Annotated in this window: 24 protein-coding genes; 11 read left to right on the forward strand and 13 right to left on the reverse strand. The window is 55.8% G+C overall.

The annotated features are described in order from the left end of the window. Nucleotides 1-25 precede the first annotated feature (25 nt). The 6 genes from PGQ95_RS04140 to PGQ95_RS04165 form a co-directional block, all read right to left on the reverse strand. Nucleotides 26-1,414 (reverse strand): amidohydrolase family protein, encoded by a 1,389-nt coding sequence (locus tag PGQ95_RS04140; protein WP_430917031.1) that lies wholly within the window; start codon nucleotides 1,412-1,414, stop codon nucleotides 26-28. 17 nt (nucleotides 1,415-1,431) lie between these two features. Further along, the gene (locus tag PGQ95_RS04145; protein ID WP_430917033.1) at nucleotides 1,432-2,382 is read right to left on the reverse strand and encodes a carbamate kinase family protein; all 951 of its coding nucleotides are present in this window, start codon (nucleotides 2,380-2,382) and stop codon (nucleotides 1,432-1,434) included. Nucleotides 2,383-2,509: 127 nt separating this feature from the next. Beyond that, complete coding sequence (locus tag PGQ95_RS04150; protein ID WP_213794424.1) at nucleotides 2,510-3,928, reverse strand: DUF1116 domain-containing protein; 1,419 nt, start codon at nucleotides 3,926-3,928, stop codon at nucleotides 2,510-2,512. Then, entirely contained in the window at nucleotides 3,928-5,475 is a 1,548-nt protein-coding gene (fdrA, locus tag PGQ95_RS04155; protein ID WP_430917035.1) for an acyl-CoA synthetase FdrA, read from the reverse strand. The genes PGQ95_RS04150 and fdrA overlap by 1 nt, the downstream gene beginning before the upstream one ends. After that, a complete protein-coding gene (locus PGQ95_RS04160; RefSeq protein WP_430917037.1) occupies nucleotides 5,465-6,328 on the reverse strand; it encodes a DUF2877 domain-containing protein in 864 nt (287 codons plus the stop codon). The genes fdrA and PGQ95_RS04160 overlap by 11 nt, the downstream gene beginning before the upstream one ends. Nucleotides 6,329-6,367: 39 nt before the next feature. Further along, nucleotides 6,368-6,973 (reverse strand): ankyrin repeat domain-containing protein, encoded by a 606-nt coding sequence (locus PGQ95_RS04165; protein WP_430917262.1) that lies wholly within the window; start codon nucleotides 6,971-6,973, stop codon nucleotides 6,368-6,370. Between the two features lie 259 nt (nucleotides 6,974-7,232). Between PGQ95_RS04165 and PGQ95_RS04170 the strand changes: the two genes are divergently transcribed. The 7 genes from PGQ95_RS04170 (at nucleotide 7,233) to PGQ95_RS04200 (ending at nucleotide 12,279) form a co-directional block, all read left to right on the forward strand. Further along, entirely contained in the window at nucleotides 7,233-7,718 is a 486-nt protein-coding gene (locus PGQ95_RS04170) for a DUF1097 domain-containing protein (protein WP_430917039.1), read from the forward strand. Nucleotides 7,719-7,828: 110 nt separating this feature from the next. After that, nucleotides 7,829-8,767 carry a LysR substrate-binding domain-containing protein gene (locus PGQ95_RS04175; protein ID WP_087860313.1) on the forward strand — a complete coding sequence of 313 codons (939 nt, stop codon included), beginning with the start codon at nucleotides 7,829-7,831 and terminating at the stop codon, nucleotides 8,765-8,767. A 118-nt stretch (nucleotides 8,768-8,885) separates the two neighbouring features. Beyond that, nucleotides 8,886-9,527, forward strand: coding sequence for a helix-turn-helix domain-containing protein (locus tag PGQ95_RS04180; RefSeq protein ID WP_373431804.1), 642 nt, complete (start codon nucleotides 8,886-8,888; stop codon nucleotides 9,525-9,527). Between the two features lie 93 nt (nucleotides 9,528-9,620). After that, the gene (locus PGQ95_RS04185; protein WP_430917041.1) at nucleotides 9,621-9,956 is read left to right on the forward strand and encodes a DUF3302 domain-containing protein; all 336 of its coding nucleotides are present in this window, start codon (nucleotides 9,621-9,623) and stop codon (nucleotides 9,954-9,956) included. Beyond that, nucleotides 9,956-11,098: an HlyD family secretion protein gene (locus PGQ95_RS04190; protein WP_411325827.1), complete on the forward strand. Its 1,143-nt coding sequence runs from the start codon at nucleotides 9,956-9,958 to the stop codon at nucleotides 11,096-11,098. Before PGQ95_RS04185 ends, PGQ95_RS04190 begins: the two co-directional genes overlap by 1 nt. 115 nt (nucleotides 11,099-11,213) lie before the next feature. Continuing rightward, nucleotides 11,214-11,639, forward strand: coding sequence for a hypothetical protein (locus PGQ95_RS04195; RefSeq protein WP_045393394.1), 426 nt, complete (start codon nucleotides 11,214-11,216; stop codon nucleotides 11,637-11,639). Nucleotides 11,640-11,814: 175 nt separating this feature from the next. Beyond that, a complete protein-coding gene (locus PGQ95_RS04200) occupies nucleotides 11,815-12,279 on the forward strand; it encodes an RcnB family protein (protein ID WP_430917044.1) in 465 nt (154 codons plus the stop codon). 60 nt (nucleotides 12,280-12,339) lie between these two features. On the opposite strand, the gene PGQ95_RS04205 is transcribed toward PGQ95_RS04200, so the two are convergent. From PGQ95_RS04205 to PGQ95_RS04215, 3 genes are all read right to left on the reverse strand, one after another. Further along, complete coding sequence (locus tag PGQ95_RS04205; RefSeq protein ID WP_430917046.1) at nucleotides 12,340-13,356, reverse strand: ROK family protein; 1,017 nt, start codon at nucleotides 13,354-13,356, stop codon at nucleotides 12,340-12,342. Between the two features lie 97 nt (nucleotides 13,357-13,453). Then, nucleotides 13,454-14,998, reverse strand: a complete 1,545-nt coding sequence (locus PGQ95_RS04210; protein ID WP_430917048.1) for a nucleoside hydrolase-like domain-containing protein — start codon at nucleotides 14,996-14,998, stop codon at nucleotides 13,454-13,456. A 163-nt stretch (nucleotides 14,999-15,161) separates the two neighbouring features. Further along, nucleotides 15,162-15,752 (reverse strand): YSC84-related protein, encoded by a 591-nt coding sequence (locus PGQ95_RS04215; protein ID WP_430917050.1) that lies wholly within the window; start codon nucleotides 15,750-15,752, stop codon nucleotides 15,162-15,164. Between the two features lie 236 nt (nucleotides 15,753-15,988). On the opposite strand from PGQ95_RS04215, the gene PGQ95_RS04220 reads away from it, so the two are divergent. From PGQ95_RS04220 to PGQ95_RS04230, 3 genes are all read left to right on the forward strand, one after another. After that, entirely contained in the window at nucleotides 15,989-17,167 is a 1,179-nt protein-coding gene (locus PGQ95_RS04220) for a M20 aminoacylase family protein (RefSeq protein WP_430914415.1), read from the forward strand. Between the two features lie 19 nt (nucleotides 17,168-17,186). Further along, nucleotides 17,187-17,963: an ABC transporter substrate-binding protein gene (locus PGQ95_RS04225; RefSeq protein ID WP_430917052.1), complete on the forward strand. Its 777-nt coding sequence runs from the start codon at nucleotides 17,187-17,189 to the stop codon at nucleotides 17,961-17,963. A gap of 129 nt (nucleotides 17,964-18,092) precedes the next feature. Then, complete coding sequence (locus PGQ95_RS04230) at nucleotides 18,093-19,046, forward strand: aldo/keto reductase (RefSeq protein ID WP_430917054.1); 954 nt, start codon at nucleotides 18,093-18,095, stop codon at nucleotides 19,044-19,046. A 775-nt stretch (nucleotides 19,047-19,821) separates the two neighbouring features. Here PGQ95_RS04230 and PGQ95_RS04235 read toward each other — a convergent pair. The 4 genes from PGQ95_RS04235 to PGQ95_RS04250 all read right to left on the reverse strand — a co-directional run bounded on the left by PGQ95_RS04235 (nucleotide 19,822) and on the right by PGQ95_RS04250 (nucleotide 24,469). Then, complete coding sequence (locus PGQ95_RS04235; protein WP_430917056.1) at nucleotides 19,822-20,613, reverse strand: MoaF C-terminal domain-containing protein; 792 nt, start codon at nucleotides 20,611-20,613, stop codon at nucleotides 19,822-19,824. A 25-nt stretch (nucleotides 20,614-20,638) separates the two neighbouring features. Next, nucleotides 20,639-21,415 (reverse strand): SDR family NAD(P)-dependent oxidoreductase, encoded by a 777-nt coding sequence (locus PGQ95_RS04240; RefSeq protein ID WP_430917058.1) that lies wholly within the window; start codon nucleotides 21,413-21,415, stop codon nucleotides 20,639-20,641. 88 nt (nucleotides 21,416-21,503) lie between these two features. After that, nucleotides 21,504-23,237, reverse strand: a complete 1,734-nt coding sequence (locus PGQ95_RS04245) for an arylsulfatase (protein ID WP_430917060.1) — start codon at nucleotides 23,235-23,237, stop codon at nucleotides 21,504-21,506. Between the two features lie 44 nt (nucleotides 23,238-23,281). Then, nucleotides 23,282-24,469, reverse strand: a complete 1,188-nt coding sequence (locus tag PGQ95_RS04250) for an anaerobic sulfatase maturase (protein ID WP_430917062.1) — start codon at nucleotides 24,467-24,469, stop codon at nucleotides 23,282-23,284. Between the two features lie 425 nt (nucleotides 24,470-24,894). Between PGQ95_RS04250 and PGQ95_RS04255 the strand changes: the two genes are divergently transcribed. Beyond that, complete coding sequence (locus PGQ95_RS04255) at nucleotides 24,895-25,578, forward strand: helix-turn-helix transcriptional regulator (protein WP_015367829.1); 684 nt, start codon at nucleotides 24,895-24,897, stop codon at nucleotides 25,576-25,578. Nucleotides 25,579-25,650 lie beyond the last annotated feature (72 nt).

Here is a 25,650-nt window from a genome sequence, read left to right on the forward strand (position 1 = left end):
CGGGGTTTTTTACATGACGCTGGCATCAGGCTCCGACGCTGCCCCAGACCATCTTACCGTTATGGAAGGTGGCGGTACGCGGCGAAATTCGCGCCACGGCTTCGGCGGAGCAGGAGGCATCGACCAGCACAAAGCTGGCGTCGTCCTGTGCTTTTGGCCATACGCGCTCGCCTTTGTCATTCAGCGGCAGCACGTCGCCGGTGGCGATGGCCAGCGCGCGCGACAGGGTCTGCTCATTGGGGCGGATATACAGCTGGGCGTAGAGATTGGCTTTCTCAAGCATGTCGCCCAGTCCGTAGGGCGACCAGTGGTCAATCACGCTATCGGTACCGGTCATCACGAAGACGCCTTTTTCGCGCAGTTGCTTGAGCGGCATGTGCAGAGTGCCGATCGGCACGGTGGAGGCGATGGTGATTTGCTGCGCCGCCATGCGGATCGCGATGGCATCGACCTGCTGCTCGTTCAGCGTCGCCAGCGCAAAAGCGTGGCTGATGGTCAGCTTGCCTTTCAGCGCCGGGGTCTTCTCCACGGTTTCCACCATATAGTTCACCGCCGCCACGCCCGCCGGGCTGGTTTCATGCAGGTGAATATCCACCCCTTTGTCGTAATCCAGCGCAATCTGGAACATGGTATCGAGCGATTTCTCCATCGCGCCATCGACATTAGTCGGATCGAGACCGCCGACATAATGGGCGCCGGCCTGCATCGCTTCGCGAACCAGTGATTCCGATTTCGACAGCAGCAGCCCGTGCTGCGGAAAAGCGACGATTTCGCAATCGAAGCCTGGTTTACGCCGCGCCAGCACTTCCTGCAGATTCTCAAGGTTCTTCAGCCCGGACACCGGCTCAATGTTGCAGTGGCTGCGGGCGATAGTGGAGCCTTTGGACTGGATCAGGTCGATAAGCTTCTCGGCGTGCGCCTGAGTATAAGGCTGGAGTTCCGGCAGCAGTTTCTGCTCAAGCTTGATCATATCCTGAATGGTGGTGCCCGCCGGGCGGTTAAGCGAGCGCCACGGGCCGCCGTAAAACGTTTTGTCCAGATGGATATGCATGTCGCGCATGGCGGGCAGCATCAGTTTGCCGCCCGCATCGTAGCGCGGCAGCGTGGCATCCGGATGGCTATTATTGCTGCGCAGGGCGACGATTTTGCCGTCTTTTATTTCCAGCGTTTGCCGTTCGGTCCGGGTGTGAACCACCACGCCGTTTTCATATTCGAAGCCGCTTTCCAGCAGCACGTTATCAAGGTAGTAATGTTTATCGGCGACGTTGGCCGCGCCTTTATTATCGCAGGTGGCCGCGGACGATTGGCTTCCCGCGGCATACGCCGCCGGCGCGCCCGCTGCCAGCAGCGCGGCGGCGGTGACCATCTTGCCGCTTTGGGTAAGAAATTCGCGACGGCTATTGTCTTTATTCATTCTTTCTTCCTTTTGTGTCAGTCATGCACAATATGGGTTCCCGTTTCGCCACGTAGCGCGGCTGGCAGACATTCCGGCGTGGTGATGATCACCCGTTTGCCGCCGTGTTGCAGGAACGTGAGGCTGGCGACGATTTTTGGCAGCATACTGCCTGCCGGGAAATGCCCTTCTTGCATATAGCGGCTCATCTCGTCGATACCGACGCGACCCAATGCCTGCTGATTAGGCTTGCCGAAATTCACGCACACTTTCTCCACCCCGGTGGTGATCACCAGAATATCAGCATCAATTTCGCGGGCCAGCAGGGCGGTTGAGAGATCTTTGTCGATCACCGCATCCACGCTCTGGTAGTCGCCCTGCGGGCTGCGCACCACCGGGATCCCGCCGCCGCCGGCGCCGATCACCACAAAGCCTTGCCGGGTCAGCGCTTTAATAGCTTCCGCTTCGACAATGCGTTTCGGCTCCGGCGAGGCGACCACCCGGCGATAGCCGCGGCCCGAATCTTCCACAAAGCGCCACTCAGGATGCGCCTGTTGTAGTTCATCGCGCTGGCTTTCGCTAAAGAACGCGCCGATAGGCTTGGTCGGATGGGTAAAGCCGGGATCGTTTTTATCCACTTCAACCTGGGTGACGACGGTGACCGCCTTTTGCTCGCCGCTCTGGGCAAGGCGGTTATTCAGCGCCTGCTGAATGAGGTAGCCGATGCCGCCCTGGGTATCGGCGACGCAGTTAGCCAGCGGCGTCAGCGGCAGACCTTCTCGTTCGTGGGCTATCTCCGAGCGGCGTAAATCCAGCCCAACCTGCGGGCCGTTACCGTGGGTTAGCACCACGTTATAGTCCGATGCCAGCATCTCCAGCACCGTACTGGCCACCGCTTTGACCGCCTCGGCCTGATGCTCGATCGACTGGCTGGCGTTATCTTTGATAATGCTGTTGCCGCCAATGGCAACGACGATAAGTTCTTTCATATCTGGCTTCCGCTACATAAGGTGATGTAGTTATTGTTATTGTGTGGTCGTGGTAGTCGCCCGGCCAGGCGTAGGGCTGCCGGGGATTTCCCGGGGTCGGCGCAAACGCCTCGCCCGGGCTACAACGTTAAACGTCGTAACGATCGCACCAGCGGAGGATCGCTTTTTCGAAACAGGCGAACGGCGGATGGACGATACCGGCGCCAATCATGCCGATCCCGGCGTCTTTATGGGCGATGGCGGTGTTGATCACCGGTAAAATACCGCTGCTGCCGACGCGGGTGATGTCGATCGCGGTCGGGATCCCCATAAAGCCGAGCAGCGGAATGGTGACGTTCGGGTTTTCGCCAAGGGTGATTTCACGCATCTGGCGAGAGAAATCGACCGCTTCTTCTACCGTTCCACCGACCAGCGCGACGATAGCCGGCGCCGTCGCCATGGCGAAACCGCCGATGCCATAGGTTTCAGTAATGGCGCTGTCGCCGATATCGAGGCCGGAGTCTTCTGGTTTAAAACCAGCGAACATCGGGCCTATCACCTGCTGGGCCGGGCCGGTAAACCATTGTCCCGGCAGGCCGCTGACCCGCAGTCCGAACTCGACGCCGTTGCGCGCCATGGTGGTGACTACGGTGCTGTATTCAATGCCGTGGGCCGCGTCCATCGCCGCTTTGCACATCGCCATCCACGTCGGGCCGGAGAAGTAATCGCTGCTGGCGACAAATTCAAACACCTCGCGCTGCTGCGCTACCGGATAACCGGCCTGAATAATCCCCGGCGTGAGCGCCTGAATCAGCAGGGTGGTGCCGGCGTTGTTGCGGTTATGGCACTCATCGCCCATGTGTAGCGCCTGCGCCAGCATTAAGCGCAGATCGATTTCGCCGATGATCTTCATGGCGTCGCGCAGCATGGGGCCCTGCACGTCGCGCATCCAGTTCAGGCGATCGATAACGCTTTGATCGTTGGCGCCCATGCGTAAAATCTTGGCCATCTGTTCGCTCATATTGGTATAAGCGATATTGCCGTAGGTTTTGTTCTCGACGATGTGCATGAACATCGACGCTGACGTCACGCCCGCCATCGAACCCACGCAGTCGTGTTCGTGACAGGGTGAGAAGGTAATTTCACCGGAGGCGGCAAGCTCGGCCGCTTCATCCAGATCTTTTGCCAGCCCTTCAAAGACCAGCGCGCCGGTGACCGCGCCTTTCATGGCGCCGCACATGTTTTGCCATTCCACCGGCGGGCCGGCGTGCAGAATAGTTTTTGGCGTCATGCCCGGCACGACGTTAATAGCCTGATCAAAGCCGATCAGCACCGGGTGCGATTGAATAATACGCTCCAGCGCCTGCTGGTTGGCGGCGGCGATTTTATCCGCCAGCGGCGAGTCGGCGATGCGATCCAACGCCTCGACCACCTGCATATTGCCCTGGCCCGGCGGCGTCCAGTCGAGCTGGGTGACGGCGGTATGCTGCTTTTTCAAATCGTCGCTGAACATGGCGATACCGACGTTAATTACGTTCAACGGCTGGTTAAATAGCGACTGGCTCATCAGGCTTGCTCCCCTTTGCAGATAAATTCACGCGCCAGCAAACCGGTATTGGTGCTGCTGCTGGCCAGAATGACGCCAGCGTCAAGTAGCATCTGGCGCTGTTGCTCCAGCGACGGCGTATCGATGTCGGTACCTAACACGTAAGCGAGGATCGTCAATGGGCGCCCATCGGCGGCGGCAATGGCTTTGGCCTCTTTGATCGCCGCGATCGTCGAACCCACCGGATCTTCATGCGATCCGAAGCCCAGCACGAAGTCCATGACGATGACCGCCACTTCGGGATCGCGCGCTTCCTGTAGCAGGCGGCTGATGCGGTTGGTCGGGTCGATCATCGGGTGCGGCTTACCGTTGGTGAAGTCGTCATCGCCGAAATCGAGGAAAGTGTGCTTGATGCTGCGATTGATATCGCTCAGACGATAGGCCGGATCCGGCTGAATGTTGCTATAAACATCCGCGTGTTTTTCCAGTACCGCGAACATGGTTTCATCGCACAGGGTACCGCCGCAGAACAGGCCGCGAATATACTTTTGCCGTGGCGTGAGCTGCGCGCGAACGTCAGCAATCAGCGCCTGGTTCAGCGGATGTAAATCGAGATTTTCCTGCTTAATACCGCTCAGCAGGACAGCCTTCAGCGCCGCGTCTTTAGTGCCGCGGGCGAACTGCAGACCTTGCTCATCGGCGGGAGGCTCGGCGCGGCCAAGGAAGCACGCCACTACCGGTTTACGGCAGGCGCGAGCGCGTTCGAGCACTTTTTTCGCCACCGCTGGAGCCGGTGGTTTAGAAACAAGGACGATGATTTCCGTTTGCGGATCGGCTTCCAGCATCTGAATAGCGTCGAGCATCATCAGGCCGCCGATTTTCTCACTCAGATCGCGACCGCCGGTACCGATTAACTGTGAGATCCCGCCGCCGAAATCATGGATACGGACGCTCAGCTCCTGGCTACCGGTACCAGAGGCGCCGATAATACCGATGTTGCCGCGGCGAACCGCGTTACCGAAGCACAGCGCCGCGCCGTTAATAATGGCGGTGCCGCAGTCTGGCCCCATCATCAATAACCCTTTTTCGTGGGCCAGCTGTTTCAGCGCCAGTTCGTCGTCAATAGAGACGTTATCGGAAAACAGCATCACGTTAAGTTCGTTTTGCAGCGCCTGGCGCGCTTCGCGAACGGCAAACAGACCGTTGACCGAGATAATCGCGAGGTTACTTTGCGGAAGATGTTTTTTGGCGCTGGCGAGGGTGGCGTAGCGCGCTTCGTGCTGGCCGCTGTCGGCCTTTTTGCTGAACAGCGCTTCTATTTCACCGAGTATCTGTTCACTATCGGCGCCGTCTTTGCCCTTGATAACAATCATCAGGTCGCCGTTTTTCGCTGCTTCCAGCTCCGGCGTCAGCAGTCCCAGGTTATTCAGCACCCCTTTGTTCATTTCCGTCGCCATCGCCACAAATGCCTGCTCTACGCCATCGAGCTTATTAGCGCGGGTGGAAATCGACATTAATGAGACGGAATCAAAATAGGTATTCTTCTTCACCACTATTTTAACTGACATTATTCCCTCCATACGTTTGGCTCAGCGCGCAGGCATCCGCCATGCCCAATAGCATGTCGCTGCCGGAACTTGAGCCAATATTTTTAATATCGGCAATAGCCTCAATAGAAAAGGTTGTCGATTGATTAACCATCAGATTAATCAACACGGCGATACTTTCGCGATAACGTTGGTTTATCGCTGCCTCCAGCGTTATCGCGCTGAGCGGCGTAGTATTTTGTCGGGCGCTCTGCAGCGCGGTTATAAATGCTTCCCGGTATTGATTAGCCGGGTGTCCCTTTATGAATAAAATAACGCTCAGGCCTAGCAAATAATCATCCGCCGATGGCGTCAGGCCAATGCCTAATCCGATCATGTGCGCCACGGCGGCGCCGATATTTTTATTTTCGCCAAGTGCTTTAAATAAGGTTTCCCGTCGCTGCTGGAGTTCATGACGCATCGCGTGATAAAAGGGATTGTCGCCGCGATAGAGAAATAACGTGTCATCCTCATGTAACTGCGTAACGATAATGTCATGCCATCGTCGCCAGGCTATCTGGTTAAATGTTGCCGCGTTTAATACCGCCCGCGGCGTTTGCCAGTGCTCACAACGGTAGATGTCTATCCATGTATTATCGCCAACGTAAATCCCTGAATCGGTAAACCGGACGCTTTCCCCTGGCCGGAGCAGGTTGTCAAAGTGGGTGAGTGCTAACCTACAGCTATTAGGCGCATTGTCAGAGGTTTCACACAGCAGCGTCACAAGACCTGGTTTGCCCGGGGTTAGCAGGTTCACCGCATGGGCGAAAACCTCTCCAACCCGTCCGCCGCCGCGCTGCGCGAGAAAGCTCTTATCCGCAGTTAGCGCTTGCACACACCGCCGCAAGGAGGTGTTTATGGCGATTCTCCTTACTCAGGCTCCGGCGGCGACCAGCAGGTGAGCGATTTCACTGAATCCCTTATCCCATGCCAGCTCCAGCGGAGATTTACCATACTTATCGGTCATATGCGGGTTGGCGCCGTGCTCCAGCAGCAGTTTGACGATATCCTGCTGCGTCGCGCCGCCGTCGTTTAAGACAATCGCTTCCAGCAGCGGCGTCCAGCCAACGAAATTGGTGTGGTTAACGTTAATGTCAGTTTCCGCCAGCAATATTTTTACGATTTCAAGATGACCTTTTTCACAGGCCGGCGTCAGGCCTACGCCGCCGAAACGCGTTAATCGTTCGAGGTCGGGTTTTGCCGGTAAAATTAAGCGCAGTAGTTCGACGTCGTTATTCAGACAGCTGATTAAAAACGGGTTAAAACAGGTCTGGTCCTGCTTATTAATATCGGCGCCAGCAGCAATAAGAACAGAGACACAAGCATAATGTTTATTCAGGCTGGCGAGGGTAATAGCGGTTCGCCCCTGGCGATTACTGGCATTAATATCGACACCGCTTGCGAGGCAGGCTTTTAGTTTCGCGATATTTCCCTGCTCTGCAGCCAAAAGATAGTCAGCAATAATATTTTCCGTGGCCATCATCTTGCTCCTGTTGTTGCGGCTGAGACTTTCTTGATGGCTTGAGCATAGCAACCAGAAATAGATAAAAGAACCCGCTTAAATTTTATTCGCCATAATCCGGTGGATTATTGAATAAATTTCAATAATTGATGCAGACTGTGCGGCAGAGCAATGTTTACTTCTTTACAATTATACCCCTTAACGCAATCGGGTTTTCTTTCGATATAGTTACCGTCAGAAAGCAATGTCATCGATCTATTTTTCAGAGGGGAAAGAGATGAACGGACTCACCGCTACGGGGATCACCGTCGGTATTTGCGCAGGCGTTTGGCAGCTGATTTCCTCGCACGTTGGGCTGCAGCATGGTTGGGAATTATTGGGAACCATCGGCTTCGTGGCCTTCTGTAGTTTCTATGCGGCAGGGGGAGGCCAATCCGGCTTTGTCAAAAGCCTGTGCGTTAACTATTCCGGAGCGGTGTGGGCGTGGCTGGCGGCGCTGGCCGCTAGCGCTCTCGCCTCAGCCAGCGGTATGTCGGGATTCTGGGCAAGCGTCATTACCACGGTGCCGTTTTCGGCAGTCATCGTCTGGCAGGGGCGCTTTACGCTAACCTCGTTTATTCCCGGCGGTTTCCTCGGCATGACGCTCTTTTTCGCCACCGGTTTGAACTGGACGGTGACGCTGTTGGGATTTCTGGCGGGAAATTGTGTCGGCTTTATTTCAGAATATAGCGGGCGCAAACTCAGCGAGGCGACCAGTAAGTAGCGTGCCTGAAGTCGCGACGGGTATTAAGCATTGTTCAAAAATGATTGCCCCTCGCCACAGTAACCAATACATTCAGCTCAGGTATGGTTTAGCTGAGGCGGGAAGGGCGCATGAACTCGATTTTTACTGAAGAAAATCTGCTGGCATTCACCACCGCGGCGCGTTTTGGCAGCTTCAGCAAGGCGGCCGACGAGCTGGGGTTAACCACCTCAGCCATCAGCTATACCATCAAACGGATGGAAGCCGGACTGGACGTAGTGCTGTTTACCCGCAACACCCGCAGCATTGAACTGACGGAATCCGGCTACTATCTGTTTCGCAAGGCTACCGATCTGCTTAATGATTTCCATGCGATAAAGCGCAGCATAGATACTATCTCGCAAGGCATCGAAGCGCGGGTGCGCATCTGCATTAATCAACTGCTATACACGCCGCGCCATACCGCCCGCCTGCTGCAGGTGCTGAAAAAACAGTTTCCCACCTGCCAGATAACCGTTACCACCGAGGTATACAACGGCGTTTGGGATTCGATCATCAATAACCAGGCGAATATTGCTATCGGCGCGCCGGACACGCTGCTCGACGGCGGAGGTATTGATTACACCGAGATCGGCGCGATCCGCTGGGTGTTTGCCATTGCCCCGGATCATCCGCTGGCGTTTATGCCCGAACCTATTTCGGAAAGCCAGTTACGCCTCTATCCCAATATCATGGTTGAGGACACCGCCAGCACGATCAATAAAAAGGTCGGTTGGCTGCTGCATGGTCAGGAGGCGATCCTGGTCCCTGACTTCAATACTAAATGCCAGTGTCAGATCCTCGGTGAGGGGATCGGTTTTTTACCTGACTATATGGTGAACGAAGCGATAGCTGAGAAACTGTTGGTGATCCGTCAGATCCACAATCCGCGTCAGGATTCCGGCATGCTGCTGGCGACGCAGCATGCCGCCACCGGCCAGGTGACGCAGTGGATAAAAAAGCAATTTCGCCCCGGCGGGATTTTAACGGCTGTATATGCTGATTTATTGCATCGTGGAGAGGCGAAATAGTCTTGCCACACATATCTTTACGCCAAAACTCCAGCTGTGGACTTTTCCCCTCGCTTTGCCTTATATATATTTGATGACGTCGGTGATACGGGAAAGTTCGGCAATGGATACGGGGAAGTTGAATAGCAGTTTTGGTCGTATTCATGCGTGCTACCAGAAGCTGCAGTTAAATGCGCATCTCCCGCACGTCATCGCCTGTAGCGAAAACGTCGAGTGCGCCGCCGGCGAGCGTTTTCAGCCGCAGGATGGGTTCATTTACTTTCTGCTGTCCGGGCAAATCACCCTCGCAGTCAACGACCCTGACAACCTGTTGGGTATTGTGATTGAGCATATGCCGCTGGGCCTGCTTGAGTATTACTGCCCGGCGGTAGAGCTGCTATATCAATGCCTCGACCGCTGTCGTTTTGCCAGAATCAGCGTGGAGGATTTCGAGCGTATCTTCTTTTACTCTTCGCCGGAGTATATGAAAGAACTGACGACCATTCTGGCCTACATGGGCATTTTTGCTCTCGATGCGCACAACGAGCGCGGCAACCTGTCCGGTTTTCAGACCATAAAATCGATGTTATCGCGTTATCTGTACCGTAACGAGATCGATAGTGGAAAACGTGAAAGCCTGTCCGCTTTTATTATTAAACGGACCAATCTTTCGCGCAGCTATGTTTATCAGGTTTTAGCGGCGTTAAAAGAAGGCGGTTATATCACGGTGAAAAAAGGTCAACTCATTTCTATCGACCGAAAAATACCGGATAAATTCTGATTAATATGGTCAGTTATCAGGGCGGTTATGCCCGGCTTGCTGACGCCTGTATAAAGTGAATGTGAAATACGTCACACATTCTGGAGTTATTTTATGACCCTGGATTATATTGCTTTAGCCATCCTGATTACGGTGGTGCTGATTTTATTTTATGGAATTATCGTGATCCACGATATTCCTTATGAAATAGCCAAAAAAAGAAATCATCCGCACCAGGATGCGATTCATTACGCTGGCTGGGTGAGCTTGTTCACCCTGCACGTGCTGTGGCCGCTGCTGTGGATCTGGGCCACGCTGTGGCGAGAAGACCGCGGCTGGGGAATGCAGCAGTTAAAGACCGACCAGCACGATTTACATCAGCGTCTGGATGCGATGCAGGCGGAATTAAACCGTCTGAAAAATAGCGCCGTCAATCAGGAGGGTAAATAATGGAAACGTTATTACTGCTGTGTTATGCCGCCTTGTGTATCGTGATATTTAAAGTATTCCGTATTCCATTAAATAAATGGACGGTTCCCACTGCGGTATTAGGTGGCGTGATACTGATTGGCATGTTAATCCTCGGTATGAATTATAACTTCCCCTATAGCGAAGTCGGGAAGCAGGTTTATCGCACGGTGCCCATTGTTTCGCAAACCCGCGGTCGAGTCACCAGCGTGCCGGTGAAACCAAATCAGATGCTGCATGAAGGCGACATCTTGTTCACCATCGACCCAACCCCGTTCCAGGCGAAAGTCGACGACCTGACCGCTCAGGTGAAAGCGGCCAGCCAGGATGCGTTGTCGCTGGATGCGGGGTTAACCAGCGCGCAGGCTGATTTAAGCAAAGCGGTCGCCGAGCGCGACCGGGCCCAGCGTGAATACGCCCGCTTCCAGGCAGGTCATGATAAAGGGGCCTTTTCCGATCAGATGGTCGATACGCGTCGCCAGAACTGGAAAGCGACGCAGGCGGCGGTTGACGCCGCCCGGGCAAAGGTCGTACAGGCGCGTAACGATCTCAATTCGGTGGTGCACGGCGAGAACACCAAAGTTGCTTCGCTGCTGGCGCAGCTGCGTGAGGCGCAATTTAAGCTCGATAACACGGTGGTGCGTGCGCCGTCTGACGGCTACGTCAGTACCGTCGGTCTGCGTCCTGGGACCATGTCCACCGCGTTGGGGTTGAAGCCGGTGATGACGTTTGTGCCAACGGATAATGTGAATTCACGTGAATACGTCGCCGCATTCCGCCAAAACGCGCTGCAGCGTTTGCAAAAAGGTGAACAGGCTGAATTGCTGTTCCCCTCTATTCCCGGAACCGTGTTTAAAGCGCAGGTAGCGGAAGTGCTGCCGGCGATTGGCGAAAGCCAGTTTCAGGGGCAGGGAACGTTGCTGACGGCCAACGATCTGGCGGCGCGCGGTCGAGCGCTGGTGGTATTAAAAGTGACCGACGATCGTCTGGCAAATTATCAGCTGCCGCAGGGTGCGGACGTCGAAGCCGCCGTCTATTCGCAGCATTTTGAGCACCTGTCGCTGATAAGAAAGATCCTCATCCGCATGAAAAGCTGGGAAAGCTATCTTTATCTCGATCACTAAAACGACGGAATAGCGATGAGGCAGTTTTAAGAACTTTTCCTAATGCCAAGCGCAGGAGCTTATGCCATGCTGAATGTGACTCGTAACATAAAGCACGCGTTAAGAGAGGAAAAATATGAAAAAAGCAATGATTGCACTATCCGCTATTCTGGTCGCTTCTCCGGTATTCGCAGCAACCACTACACATGCAACCGATGACACCGTGGCCGCAGCGCATGAGAATGCCAACACGGCGAAAGAAAAACTGCACCAGGCGCAGAATCAGGGCGAAGAGATGAAGCTCAAGTCCAAACATGCTGCTGAAGGGAAAAGCGATAGCGTCGGCAGCCAGGTAAGTGAAGGCACGCAGAAAACCTGGAACAAAACCAAAGAAGGCGCCGAGAAGGGTTGGGATAAGACCAAAGAAGGCACCGAGAAAGGCTGGAACGCCACTAAAGAAGGCGCCAGCAAAGGTTGGGATAAGACCAAAGAAGTCAGCGAGAAAGGCTGGGATAAAACCAAGCAAGGCGCTGAAGAGTTAAAGAATAAAGTCTCTGAGTAAAACGGACTCACTGAGAATAAAATGGCCGCGCAAGCGGCCTTTTTTACGTCTGGCGCTCGCTGAATTTATTGTTTGCTGCCTTCCTGATTTAGCCAGGAATAGTCCTGGATAGCTTGCTAATCACTATTTCTCCACATTTGCAGGGTAAAAAAAGAAATATATCAGGAGGTGTACTATGAAAAAGATTATTTCTCTGGCGGTTATTTTATCCTGCGTGCTGAGCGCTCAGGCTTTTGCCGATGGCCCAAATGATGACCATCGTCCGGGGCAACAGCAGGTATGGCAGAATGGCCCGAAACAGGGCGACCAAAACGGACGCCGCCAGCCGGGCGGTCCTGGCGATAACCATCAGGACAACAATGACCACCGCGGCCCGGAGCGTAGCGGTCATGACGATCGTCGCCAGGAACGCCATGAGCAGGATCATTTCGCCTGGAGGGGGAACGATTTCCGTAAAGGCCATCCGGCGCCGGCGCGTTATCGCGGTGATGAATATCGCGTCAGTAACTGGAACGAGCGTGGCCTGCCGCGCCCGCCGGAGGGCCATCACTGGTCTTATATCGATGGCAATTACGTGCTGATCGCCGCGGCGACAGGAATCATTACCTCAATACTGGTAAGCGGCGCCCTTGGTCATTAAATAATGATATCAGTGGCATGGCATTCGCGCCGGGGCAGGCTAGCGTCTGACCCGGCTTATTTACGCCAGTTGCGCGGTAATCGCGTCGGAGCTCAGCTGCACAAGCCCTCGCCAGCCGTAGTTATGCCCGGTTTTGTAGTGGCGTATTTTAATCTCGCGAATATGACGGTTCGGGTTGTCATCCAGCATCTGCTGCGCCAGCGGCAGAATATCATCGCCGTAATCTTCGAATAGCTCACCGGTGGCAATGACCAGACGAATATTGTGAATAGGCGCGGTACAGCAGATGGCAAAATAAAGCGCGCGGGCGGTCGCCTGAATACCGGGGGTTTTATTCGTCGGATCGACGTTAAACGCCGGCTCCAGCCCGCCATCGTAAGGTAAATGGACGATTTCCGGATAAAAACCGTTTTCGCCCAATCCCGGAACGCCATTGGTACAGTAGCCGTAACCGAGGCTGCCGAAGCCGGGCATAAACGCCACGTATGAGATCCCCGGCGAGCGTTTCGCCAGCAGGTAATTGGTGCAGTGGGCGATGTTGTAGATGCGGGTAGGGATGCCGAGGCGCTGTTCCAGCAGCGCCAGCAGGTTAATGTTGTTGTCGGCGAATAACGGACAGTAGCGCACCACGCCGGTGGTATGTTCAATACCGCCCTGCAGCGCCACGCTGACTACCTTGATTTGCGCCGTTTTCAACGAAGCCTGCTGGCATAACGCCTGCAGGCCATCGGCAATAAACTGCGCCAGCGTATCCGGGGTCATTTGCTCCGGGAGGCTGAACTGATGGCTGGCTAACGGCGCTTTCAGCGTATGGTAATCGTTGAGCGTGCCCTGGAAACTGCCGCGACGCAGCATGATATTCACGCTCCAGGCATTGCCTTCTTTAACGGATAGGCACTGCTGCGGGCGGCCAAAAGCGGCGTCTTTTACTTCCCGCTCTTCGATTAATTGCTCTTCCAGCAGCCGGGCGGTGAGCTTGGTAATGTAGGCTTTAGTGACGCCGAGCCGCCGGGTCATCTCCGCCCGAGATTCGCTTTCGCTATGCAAAATGTTGAGGATCTGCTGTCTGTAGTCCACGCCGTCACGCCCCTGTCACCGTTAAGTCAGGCGTCATCATACCATCCCGCCCGCGCGATTGCGGGCGGGAAAAACAGGCGGTTCCTGTCCGCGAGGGTTACTTGACGGTGACGATGATCCGACGGTAGGCGGTAAGTGACGGCGTGCCGTTATCGGTTACCGCGAGGATCAGATGCTCGGTTCCCGCACGCTGCGCTTTAACCTCGGTGTGAGATTGCGCGGCCTCGCCAAGCGTCAGCACCGCAGGCGCCTGCAGATTATCTTCGCCGCGACGGCCCTGAACGTCGTTAACCGCCACCGGCTGTGAGCTGGCGGAGCCGGCTTCCGGATAGAGGAACCAGCGATAGCTGAGCTGATTGCCATCGGGATCTTTACTGCCCTCGGCGCTCAGTTTCAACGTTTCGCCAACTTTGGCATTCAGGAACAACGCTTTCTGCCCGCTATCACCGTTCACCACCGCCTGTGGATTGTGGTTAGCCGCGGCATAGTCTTTGATCCCCCAGTCCATTCGCGCGGCGAAATCGTGCTGGAAGGCTTCGCGCCAGCGCCAGATCGTGGCCTGATTAGAGGTATATCGCTGACCATCGACGCCGGTGACCGTATCGGCTGCATTCGGGTTACCCGGATAGAAATCGCCGCCGCTGCTCCAGAACGGGCGCGTTTCGTGTTGTGGTTGACGAACAATATAGCGCCCGCCCCAGCCGCCCCAGCCCGGATTGCGCTCACTATTGAGGCCGTTACGGATTAACCCGAGAAATGCTGGCGTATCGCCTTCCATAATGAACAGATACTGCAGATAGCCTTTGCCCATCGGCCCTTTACTGCGGATGTTGTCATCCAGCCAGTGCTGAGAAACGGTGGTGAAATCCGCGCCCGGCGCGTTGCGATAGTAGCGATCGCCGCTGATGCCAGTCCAGGTGGCGCGGGCATAATCTTCGCCTGTTTGGCTGGAGGGATCGCCAATCCAGGTGATCTGAGGATAGTTTTCCCGCACCCAGAAGCCGGCATCGTCCTGATCGGAAATCGCGTAAACCACCAGGTTTTGCGTTAATGCGTTCACTGTGCTGGCCGGATGCTTCGCGCTTAAGTCTTTCAAGGCCTGCGCGAGGGTATTGGCGCCGCCCCACAGGTTGATATATAGCGGCTGGCTGGCATTGGTGCTTTTCTCAATAGCGTTTACCAGCAGATCGGAACCGGCGGTATGTTTACCGGCGCCGGTCGCCGCCAGCCCATAGCCTGCCACGCCCGGCGCGACCACCGCGTCCAGTTGGCTCTGGGTTGGGAAGCCGGCGGCGTGTTTCAGCAAGTTAGGTTGCACTTCACCATAGTGGCCCACCACCCGTTCAATCATATCGGTGTGAACCTTTTCGCGCTGCCAGGTCGAGGTGGTTGCGACCAGTCCTTCAACGTTCATCTCATTGGCGTAGAGCAGAAAACGGGTCAGCGACATCTGGTCATCCGGTTCATTGCCAATGTCGGTGAGCACGAAGACGCGCGGTTTGGCTTGATACGGCAGCACTTTAGCCGCTATTTGACCGATGGTGGTATCGGCGCTGGCCGCCAGCGGCGTGGAGGCTGCCAATAGCCCGGCCATCGCCAGCCAGATACTTTGAGCGAGCCTGCTGCGTTGTGATTGGATCATGTTTACCTCGAGAGTCCCTTGCCATAAAAGTGAATCCAACATAGTTAACCAAGGAAACAAAGTAAAAATAAAAACAAACGGAGTGTGACAGGAGTAGCAGTTTTGTGCGCTTTGCTTGTGGTGGGAGAGCGCCGCACGCTGCTTTGTGCGGAGCAAAGAAAGGTTACTTTTTATTCAGCTCGTCATCCGGCCAGTATTTATAACCGTTGACCATTGCCTGAGCCGCCAAACCTTTCTCGGTGATTTCATAAACGTTGACTTTTGACGGCAGCGAGGCGGTATCTTTCGCCACGCCGTTGGCCGACGCGCCTATCGGGGCGATGCCGTTGTCGTCATATTTCGCTGCCGCGTTGGCATCCGCGCCGACCATATAGCCTTTAGTAATGAAAGTATTCAAGGCGTCTTTATCGTGGAATACCAGTACGGTGCGCAGCTGTTTCACGCCCATACCCACACCGGCGCCGCCCTGGGCCATTTTCATATAGGTATCTTTGCCGGTGGCGCTATTTTTAACGACGCCGTAACCGCTGCCGAAGCCAAAGACTAATATCTTGCTACTGTTGCTGGCGAAGACCGCGTAGCCCTTTGAATGCTGGATATCGCTACGTGCTTCCGGGTACAGGCTATAGAGTTTACTGAGCGTGTTGGTACGCATCTTTTGAATACTGGCGCGTTGCTGGCTGGCGGTGTCGCCCTCAGCGCTGCAGCCTGTCAGCGTCAGCGCGCAGGCAAGTAAAAGTAAATGATATTTCATGGCTGTTTATTTTTATTTAAAACTGAATTAAAGCGGGGATGGTAGAGTAAGTGTTGGCATGGAACCCATAAAATAAACGTTTATATTTAAATTTTGCCATTTTTAATGGCTATTGTTCTGCGATTTTTCTGTATTAAAAATATGATGGATGACGTTCCAGCAATTAGAAATGCTACTTGCATAAACTTTGAGCCAGGATAACTTGTTAAGTTCTTAATCTATTCCCGGAGAACGGCATGTCTGATTGTGTAATTCCAGAAATTAAAGCCACGGAAGATGAAATGATTTCTATCCGTCATTATTTACATGCCAATCCGGAATTAAGTCTGGAAGAGTTTAATACCAGCGAGCTGGTTGCCGGTAAGCTGACAGAATGGGGCTATCAGGTGACCCGTGGCCTCGGTAAAACCGGCGTCGTCGGCAGCCTGAGTAAAGGCGATTCGCCGCGCACTATTGGCCTGCGTGCCGACATGGACGCATTACCGATTTATGAAACCACCGATTTACCCTGGGCCAGCACGGTACCTGGAAAAATGCACGCCTGCGGCCATGATGGACATACCACGATTTTGCTCGCGGCGGCGAAATATATCGCCTCGCCGGCCTGCCAGTTTAACGGCACGGTGCATCTGATTTTCCAGCCCGCGGAAGAAGCCATCGGCGGCGCGGATCTGATGATTAAAGATGGCCTGTTTGAGCAGTTCCCCTGCGAACGCATCTTCGGTCTGCACAATATGCCGGGGCTACCGGTTGGCAAGCTGGGCTTCTATGCCGGCAACTTTATGGCCTCGGCGGACACGGTCAAAATCACGATTACCGGCTACGGCGGCCACGGCGCACACCCGGAACGCACCGTCGACCCTATTGTGGCCGGCGCGGCGCTGGTGATGGCGCTGCAGAGCATCGTCGCGCGCAACGTGCCGCCAGGGGAAACGGCGGTCGTCAGCGTGGGGACTTTCCAGGCCGGCATCGCCTCGAACGTGATTCCGGAGAGCGTGGTGATGGAGCTCAGCGTGCGGGCGATGAAACCGGAAATTCGCGACCTGCTGATTAAGCGTATTCAAGAGCTGACCGAGTTTACCGCCAAAAGCTATGGCGCCAGCAGCGAGGTCGAGATTTACGACTCCTATCCGGTATTAACCAACAGTAATGAAGAGACCGATTTCGCCCAGGCGCTGGCGCTGGAAGTCTTTGGCCGCGAAGGGGTGCTGGAGTCGGTATCGCCAATGAACGCCAGCGAAGATTTCGCTTTTATGCTGCGCGAACGTCCGGGCTGCTACTTCCTGCTCGGCAACGGTGAAAAAGGCGAGAAGGGCAGCTGCATGGTGCATAACCCCGGTTATGACTTTAACGATGACATTATCAGCACCGGCGCGACGCTGTTCGCGCGTTTAGTGCAAGCGCACTGCCGTTAATCCCTGGAGAAAATCTCGAATGAAAAAATCACTGTTGTTATGTTTGGCATTAATGGCGTCGACGTCGGCGCTGGCCGCCGGGGCGAAAGAGATCCGTTTTGGCGTTGACCCGACCTTCGCGCCGTTTGAATGGAAAGATCCGCAGGGCAAGCTGGCGGGATTTGATATCGATTTAGGCAACGCGATTTGTCAGCAGCTGCAGGCGAAGTGCGTGTGGGTGGAAAGCAACTTCGACGGCATCATCCCGGCGCTGAAGGCGCGTAAATTCGACGCGATCCTCTCAGGGATGTATATGACCGAAAAACGTAAAGAGCAGATTGCCTTTAGCGAAAAGCTGTACAACGGGCCGGTGTTTCTGGTGGCGCGCAAAAATACCCTCAAAGGCAATACGCCAGAGCAGTTGAAGGGGAAAACTATCGGCGTCGAGCAGGGGTCGGCGCAGGAAACTTACGTTAACCAGTACTGGCGGCCGCAGGGGATTAACATTGTCGCCTATCAGGGGGCCGATAGCGTCGTTCGCGACCTTGAATCAGGTCGTCTCGATGGCGCGGTGCTCTCCGGCATGATGGCCGATTACAGCTTCCTGCAGCAGCCGCAGGGCAAGGATTTCGCCTTTGTTGGCGGACAACTGCAGGATAATAAACTGTTTGGCGCCGGGGCGGCGATTGGCCTGCGTCAAGGCGACGATGCGCTGCGTGAAGAGATAAATGGCGCGATTGCGAAAATGCTTGCCGACGGCACCTACAAAAAACTGGCCGGGAAATATTTTAGCTTTGACGTTTATTCCGGGACATAATGTCAGAGTGTACCCTGCGGGCATGGACTGCCCGCCGCAAGATTCCTTTTCTGATTATCCACTCGACATCCTCTTCAGACCCCCTGCGGTTATCTGAGGGAAACAGAATATAAGCTAAGGAGTATCGGCATGATGACACGTCCATTGGGCAAAAGCGGATTTTCCATCGCCCCATTAGTCTTTGGCGGCAACGTCTTTGGCTGGACCACCGATGAGAAAACCAGCTTTGCCATTCTTGATGCTTTTGTTGACCACGGTTTTGATGCTATCGATACGGCGGATGTGTACTCCCGCTGGGCGGAAGGCAATCGGGGCGGTGAATCCGAAACCATTATTGGCCGCTGGCTACAGGCGCGCCCCGGCATACGCGATAAAGTCAAAATATTCACCAAAGTCGGATCTGATATGGGGCTACCCGGCCATAAAGGGTTGAAAAAAGCCTGGATCCAGCAGGCGATTGATGACTCGTTGCGCCGCCTGAATACGGATTACGTCGACCTCTATTTTGCCCACTGGCCGGATCCTGAAACGCCAATCGATGAAACGTTAGAAGCTTTCCAGGCGCTGCAGCAGGCCGGCAAGGTGCGAGCGATTGGCGCTTCAAACCTCGACGCCGGACAGCTGTCATCGGCGCTGGAAGTGGCGCGTAAAGGCGGCCTTCCGGCCTGGCAGGTGTTGCAGCCGGAATATAACCTCTATCACCGCTCCGCCTTTGAAGGGGCGCTTCGCGATCTCTGCGTCAGCCGCGATATAGGCGTGGTGACCTACTACAGCCTGGCTTCCGGCTTCCTGAGCGGCAAGTATCGCCAGTCGTCCGATTTAGCGCAAAGCCAGCGCGGCAGCGGCATCGCTAAATATCTCAATCCACGCGGAATGCGGATTATTGACACGCTGATCGCGGTGGCGGAAGAACAGCGCGCGAAGCCTGCAGAAGTGGCGTTAGCGTGGCTGATGAGCCGGGAAGGCGTTACCGCGCCGATTGCCAGCGCCACCAGCCTGGCGCAGGTGGAAAGCTTCGCCCGCGCGGCGGCGCTGAACCTCGGCAGCGAACAACTGGCGCGGCTCGACAGCGCCAGCGCCTGAGTCAGTCGCTCTCCCCGGAGGCGGCGCGTTGCGCCTTGTCCGGGCTACCAAATCGCACAGTGCCGTAGCCCCGGTAAGCGCTAGCGCCACCGGGGATTTTGCGGCCCCCAACCTCGACAGTTTCAGCCAGCGTGGTGAATAATTAATGGCAGACCACCCGGACCGTAGATACTGTTACCACTTTTCAAATTTTTTAGCCTGAGAAAAGCGTTTATCCCGTGGCGCTTCGGAGTATATTGCGCTCCCGGTTAATTTTTCTGCAATATGTTTTCTGTGGCGCAGGGAGCGCACAGAGGGCTGCCAGTCGCCGCCGCCCTCTGCACTCCCGGGCTCTGGCCGCCAAAATCGCCACTTCGTGGTGCCTTCGACTTATCCCGGCAGGCTTCGGGTCGGGCCGAGGCAGCGTCCCTGCAAATCACGGCCCTCAGCCCACATCCATGTGGGCTGCCCCGGCCTGCCGGGAACGTCTCAGCGATTTTGAGGCCACCAACACCGGCAGTTTCAGCCACCATGGTGAATAAATTAACGGCGGGCTCCACGAACGGTAGGTCGGATAAGGCGCAGCCGCCATCCGGCGCAAACCTGCTCCTTATCCGCGGATGTTGCCCGGCGTAGCGACACATGACCCCCTTTACTCATCAGGCTCACCCGCCGTTTCTGCTCCTGAACATGCATTTCCGTTAGTGCCTGATGCCGAAGCACCCGCACCCACATGGCCCGTTCAACCGGATGGGGCGCTTCCGGTTGAACGGGCGCGTCTCCCGGCCACGCAATATTATTCCTGATGGCGGGTGACGTTGAGGATCTTCGCGCTCGCGCCGACCGGGAAATTACTCAAGGCGCCAAAATCACTGCCCTGATAACCCATGATCTTACCATCGGTACGCATCTGCTGAAGATCGATCAAGATAGCCCCCAACGTGGGAATGATTTTCTCCCGCCAGACGAACAAATAGAGATCCTCAGCCACCTGCACGTAATGGCAGCGATCGACATCCGCCAGCCCCTTTTCCACGCCATCCAGACACTGCCAGGCGTAAAAATTATCGTTGAGATAGATGTGTTCATAACGCTCGGTCGGGCTATAGGTATACTGATTGCGCATGCCGACCAGCGCGGTGGTAAAGTCCGGCAGCGGTCCCGGCTGGGTATCCAGGCGGGCGAAGACAAATCGCGCCTCAACCGCGGTCAGCGGCAACCCTTGCTCTACCCGGCTGAAGGCGTCCAGCCGCGCGGCGGCTTCGTCCGGTAGCTGGCCGTATACCAGCGTGGCGTTGCGCTGCGTCAGGTTGCATACCGCGCTGATACTGGCGTTATCGCGCTCCGGGTCAAGAAAATCGATAAACAGAATATCGGGGCGCAGTGCGGTTGCCCGCCAGGGCGCGCGTTTGCCATTCCAGCTAAGCGTTTGTTCATCTTCGATAACCAGCTGCTGCGGCTCGCTCCCGGCGGCATAAAAGGTAAAGCGTTCGCCTGCGGGCAGACTGGCGGTGGCCAGCAGATTGCCGTGCGGGGCAAAACCATCGGCCAGCGCGCCGACCTGGATAAATACGGCTTCTGAAGTCATATAAGCTCCTGAGTAGAGTGGGGCGCTAAGTAAACGCCAGCGTTGGAACATCGACGATGCTGGACCCGCCATCGGCGACCAGCGCCGCGCCGCTGATGATGGCGGCCTGCGGCGAGCAGAGAAACTGACAGGCCTGGGCTATCTCCTCGGGGCTGGCGGGGCGGCGTAGCGGAACGTCGCGGCACACCCGTTGATAGGCTTCGGTAAGCGACAGCCCGTGTTGCTGCATCAGTGGGATCATCTCTTCATCCGCCATCGGGGTGGTGACCCAGCCGGGACAAATCGCATTGGCGCGGACGCCCTGTGGGCCGTAATCGCGGGCGATGGAGCGCATCAGGCCGATTAACGCGTGTTTGGCGGTGACATAGCCACAGGCCTGCGGCCCGGCGGCAAGGGAAGCGATGGAGGCGACGAACAGTACATTGCCGCGGCTGGCGATAAGCGAAGGCAGGCAGGCGCGCACGCTGACGAAAGCGCTATTCAGGTTCGCGTCCAGCGCCTCGCGCCATTGGCGATCGCTGGTATCGGCGGCGGCGCTATTGCCCATGCCGCCGGCGCTGCAGATGAGTACATCAATACCGTGAGTCTGGTCGAGAATCGGCGGTAGCAGCCGTTCCCGCCAGACGTCGCCGTCGGCGGCATCGCCCGCCAGCGCCGTCGCGCCGGTTTCAACGGCGATCTTGTGTAGCGGCGCTTCGCGTCTGCCGGTAATAAACACCCGATCGCCCGCCGCGCTCATCAACCGCGCGCAGGCGGCGCCGATCCCGCTTCCGCCGCCGGTAATCACCACGACTCTCGCCATCCGCTCTCTCCTGTTATGGGGTTCAGGATTACCTTAGAAAGCGAGTTAGCTTCCGGCTATCGCCCGGAAGAACGATAGCCGGGTTCGTTTATTTGCCCTCGCTCACAGGAATGGCCAGCGGCGCGGGCACCGGCTTCATGGTCGCCGGATCGACCGCCAGATAACGCCCGGTTTTGTTATCGATACCGACGTAATCGATCATCTTGCCCTGCGCTTTGGTGACCATGGTACGTTTGGCGAATGCCTCGTAAGCGTCGCTCATCGTTTTGACCCGATCGGCATGTTGGGCCGCGACGTCATGCGTTTCCAGCGGATCGTCATGCAGGTTAAACAGCTGCCACGGCGCATCGCCGGCGTTGAGGCCGCGAGGTACCAGCCGCCGCAACTTCCATTCGCCATCGACCCAGGCCGCCTGATTATGCAGTTCAACCCCGTAGTTGCCGCGCGGCGGCTGCTGGACTTCACCGGTTAGATAGCGCTTAAAGCTGACGCCAATCATCGGTAACACGGGTTTCTTCGCCAGCGATTTATTGGGATCGATGCCGGCGAATTCATATAGCGTCGGCGCCACGTCGTACACCGCCATCGTTGAGGTGTCAATTTTACCGCGCCGGGTAATGCCGGGACCGGAGATCATAAAGTCGGTATTGATGCCGCCCTGGGCGCTGGTGGTTTTGTGATAATTGGCGTAGGGGGCATTGCTGACGTTCGCCCAGTGGGGGCCGTAGGAGACAAAGGATCCTTTGCGGCCCACGTTGTCATAGCTGTTATCGAACTGCTTCCAGAATTCGGGGGTAGATTCGTAATAAAAACCCTGTGCCGGGTTGGCGCCGTTATCGGTTAAAAATACCAGCAGGGTATTTTTATCGCGCCCGGTTTGTTTCAGCGTCTCTATCAGCGTGCCGATTTGCGCGTCCATATTGGCGATCATCGCCGCATATACCTGCATCACTTTCGCCGTATATTTCTGCTGCTCTGGCGTTAGCGCTTCCCACTCTTTATCCAGCTCCAGATGCGGCAGCGGGGTGTCGTCATGAATGATTCCCAACGCTTTCAGGCGGGCGATGCGCTGGCGGTAGACCTCGGCGTAACCCTGCTCATACTGGCCTTTAAAGCGCTTAATCCACTCGTCCGGCGCCTGCAGGGGATCATGAGGGGCGGTGAAAGCCAGCCAGGCGAAGACCGGCTGCTCCTTCGGCGTCGCTTTAATCCAGCTATTCATCTGGCGGGCGTAAGCTTCGCTGGAGTAAAAATCATCCGGCAGGGAGACGCGCTCGCCATCGCGGGTATAGTAAGTGTGGAACGCCTCGACGGTACCGAGCGGTATCGCATCGTTAAAATGGCTGGTGCCGCCGCCCATAAAGGCGAAGGAGTGGTTAAAACCGCGGTCCTTCGGCGTGGCGCCGGGAACAAAACCGAGATGCCATTTGCCGGCCATCAGCGTGTTATAGCCGGCATCTTTAAAGCGCTCGGCCATGGTGGTGACGCGGTCGGTCAGCCGCAGCTCGTAACCCTCCTTGCCTATGGTACTGTCGTACCACCACATGCCGCCCATCCCGGCCTGCTGGTTACTGTTGCCGGTCAACAGCATCGAACGCGCCGGGGCCGACATCGGCGAGGTGTAATACTGGCTCATGCGGATACTTTGCTCCGCCATGGCCTGCAGGTTGGGGGTGGGGATCTCCCCGCCGAAGGGGCTAATATCGGAATAACCCATATCATCGGCGATAATCACGATGACGTTTGGATGCTCATTCTGCGCGCCGTGCGCGCCGCCGGCGAGGATCATGCTGACCGCCGCGGCCATGGCTTTTTTGTTCACGACTGACTCTCCTGTTCAGAGGGGGATATCATCAGGGTAAGGCGCTACGCAGTATGCGCAGACCCAACAAACGCGGCCCGCCAGGCCTTCAGGCCGTTAAGGTCGCGGGAAAAGGGGCGTACTGGCGCGAGGATTTCGCTAAAGAACCGGTAATAGCCGCCGCAGAGGCGGTTGTTGCCAGCGGCGTTGAGATGCGCGGGGCAGCCGCCCTGGCAGACCATTTTTACAGCGCAAGTCTGACATTCGCGGCGCCGGCTTTTTTGCTGGCCAAAAGGGAGCTGAACAGACGCGTCGACCGCCGCGGCGAACGTCTGCTCGTCAAGACGGCCCAGCCGATGTTCGGCGTTGATCAGATGATCGCAGGCGTAAAGCTGTCCGTCAGACTCCATCACCAGATTGCTGCCGCAGCGGGCGCTATGCACGCAGCTGCCGCTGCTATGGGTAAAGTACTGCGCCCACGCCTGTTCGATATTGATGACGAACACCCGCCCCATATCGCAGCGCTTTTGCCACTGTCGCCAGATACCGACCATAAAACGCCCCCAATTATCGGCGCTGAGCTGATAACCCTCGCGCAGCGCCGCGCCTTCGCTCATTAGCGGCTGGAACTGCAGATAGCGCGCGCCAAGCGTGACCATCCGGTCATAAATCGCCGCCGCGTGGGCGGCGATTTCGTTATGCACCACTACCAGCAGATTAAACTCCACCTGATGCTGGTGGAGCAGGGCGATACCGCGCAGCGCAGCCGGCCAGGAAGCCTTCCCGCGTTTATCAGGACGATGGTGGTTTTGCAGTGTTTCGCTACCTTCGAGGCTGACGCCGATAATAAAGCGATGTTCGCGAAACAGCCGGCACCAGGCGTCGTTGATCAGCGTCCCGTTGGTTTGCAGGCTATTGCTGATGGTTACGCCATCAGGGGCGTAGCGCTGCTGCAGGGCGAGCGCTTTTTTATAGAAACTTAGCCCGGCCAGTAGCGGCTCGCCGCCCTGCCAGACAAAGTTGATTTCCCGCGCGCTGGCGGGCTGGGCGGCAATATAGCGGCGGATAAACTGCTCCAGCCGCGCCTCGTCCATCTTCCTGACCGGCGTTTCATCCTGCGGGTAGTAGCAGTAGCGGCAGGCGAGGTTACAGGCGGGGCCAATCGGTTTCATCAGAATATGAAACGGCAGCGATGAGCGCGGTTCGACGGCCAGCGGAATTTGCTGCTGGCGTAAGGCGGCGATATTCAGCATCGGCTTATCCTCTATTAATTGCTGGCCTGGGGCGGCGTATTTGGGCAATAGCAAGTCAGGCGTAATCCGTTGATTAAGCCGCGGCGTTAAATTATCGACATCCTTTTTAGGGTATAAATGAAAAAATGCAAAAAACTATCGTTCTTAAGGATGAGATCGGACCTGCCAATATAAGGGTTTTTAATCCTTGCCGGAAAATAACGCGTGGTGTTAATAACTTTTGTTTATGTTTTAACGTGTCCACGTTAACAGAACGCTGGCTTGTTTTTAAATGCTTTAAATAACAATGCATTGATGAAAATAATGTAATCGATATCACATTGTTAACATGTTAATGATTGTGTTACTTAAATGTGAAATGTATGCTTCATCTTACTCTGGTAATCCGCGTGTTACGCACCACCACCTTGACGGGGGGAAATATCATGTCTGCTTTATTAAAAGCCAGTCGTAATGATGCGATAATAGCCCGTTGTTTACAGACTATTTCACAGTTAATTCCACTGTCTTCAGCGGTTTTTTATCGAGTAAATAATCGTTTAAAACCTGAAAACTATATATTGCATAATATTTCGGATAATACACACCAACAATATCTGGAGAGCTTCCAACCGTTGGATCCACACCTGCCGGCGCACTTTAGCCACCAGAGCACGACCATGGCGGCGATGACGCCGCGACTCTGTGACCGTAACCGGCACTACTACCATGAATTTATGTTGCCGAATAACGTACGCGACATGACCGAAATCTTTATTCGCCGCGAACGGCGGATCGTTGCCGGTATCTCGCTGATGCGCGACGTGCCTTTTTCCAGCGAAGAACGGCTGCGGGCCCAGGCGGTACTGCCGTTGGTGGAACTGGCTATTCGCGATTTCCTGCAGGAAGAGGATGAACTCCCCGCCATCCTGACGGCCAAAGAGCGCGAAATCGTCGGCATGGTGCGTGAAGGCGCCAGCAACAAGCTGATTGCCCGCCAGCTGGATATCTCGCTCTCGACGGTGAAAACCCATCTGCGCAATATTTTCGCCAAGACTGAAGTCGTCAACCGGACTGAACTCGTTTCCCGAACCTGGATGCCTGCCGCTCAGCGTACGCTGCATCTGTAATCTGACTATCGCATCCCGCGCGCGCCGTGGCAGCACGGCGTTTTCCTGATGCCTGAGGGTATCACTCCCTGG

This window comes from Klebsiella sp. 141240 (genome assembly GCF_050600805.1).
Classification (GTDB): domain Bacteria; phylum Pseudomonadota; class Gammaproteobacteria; order Enterobacterales; family Enterobacteriaceae; genus Klebsiella; species Klebsiella aerogenes.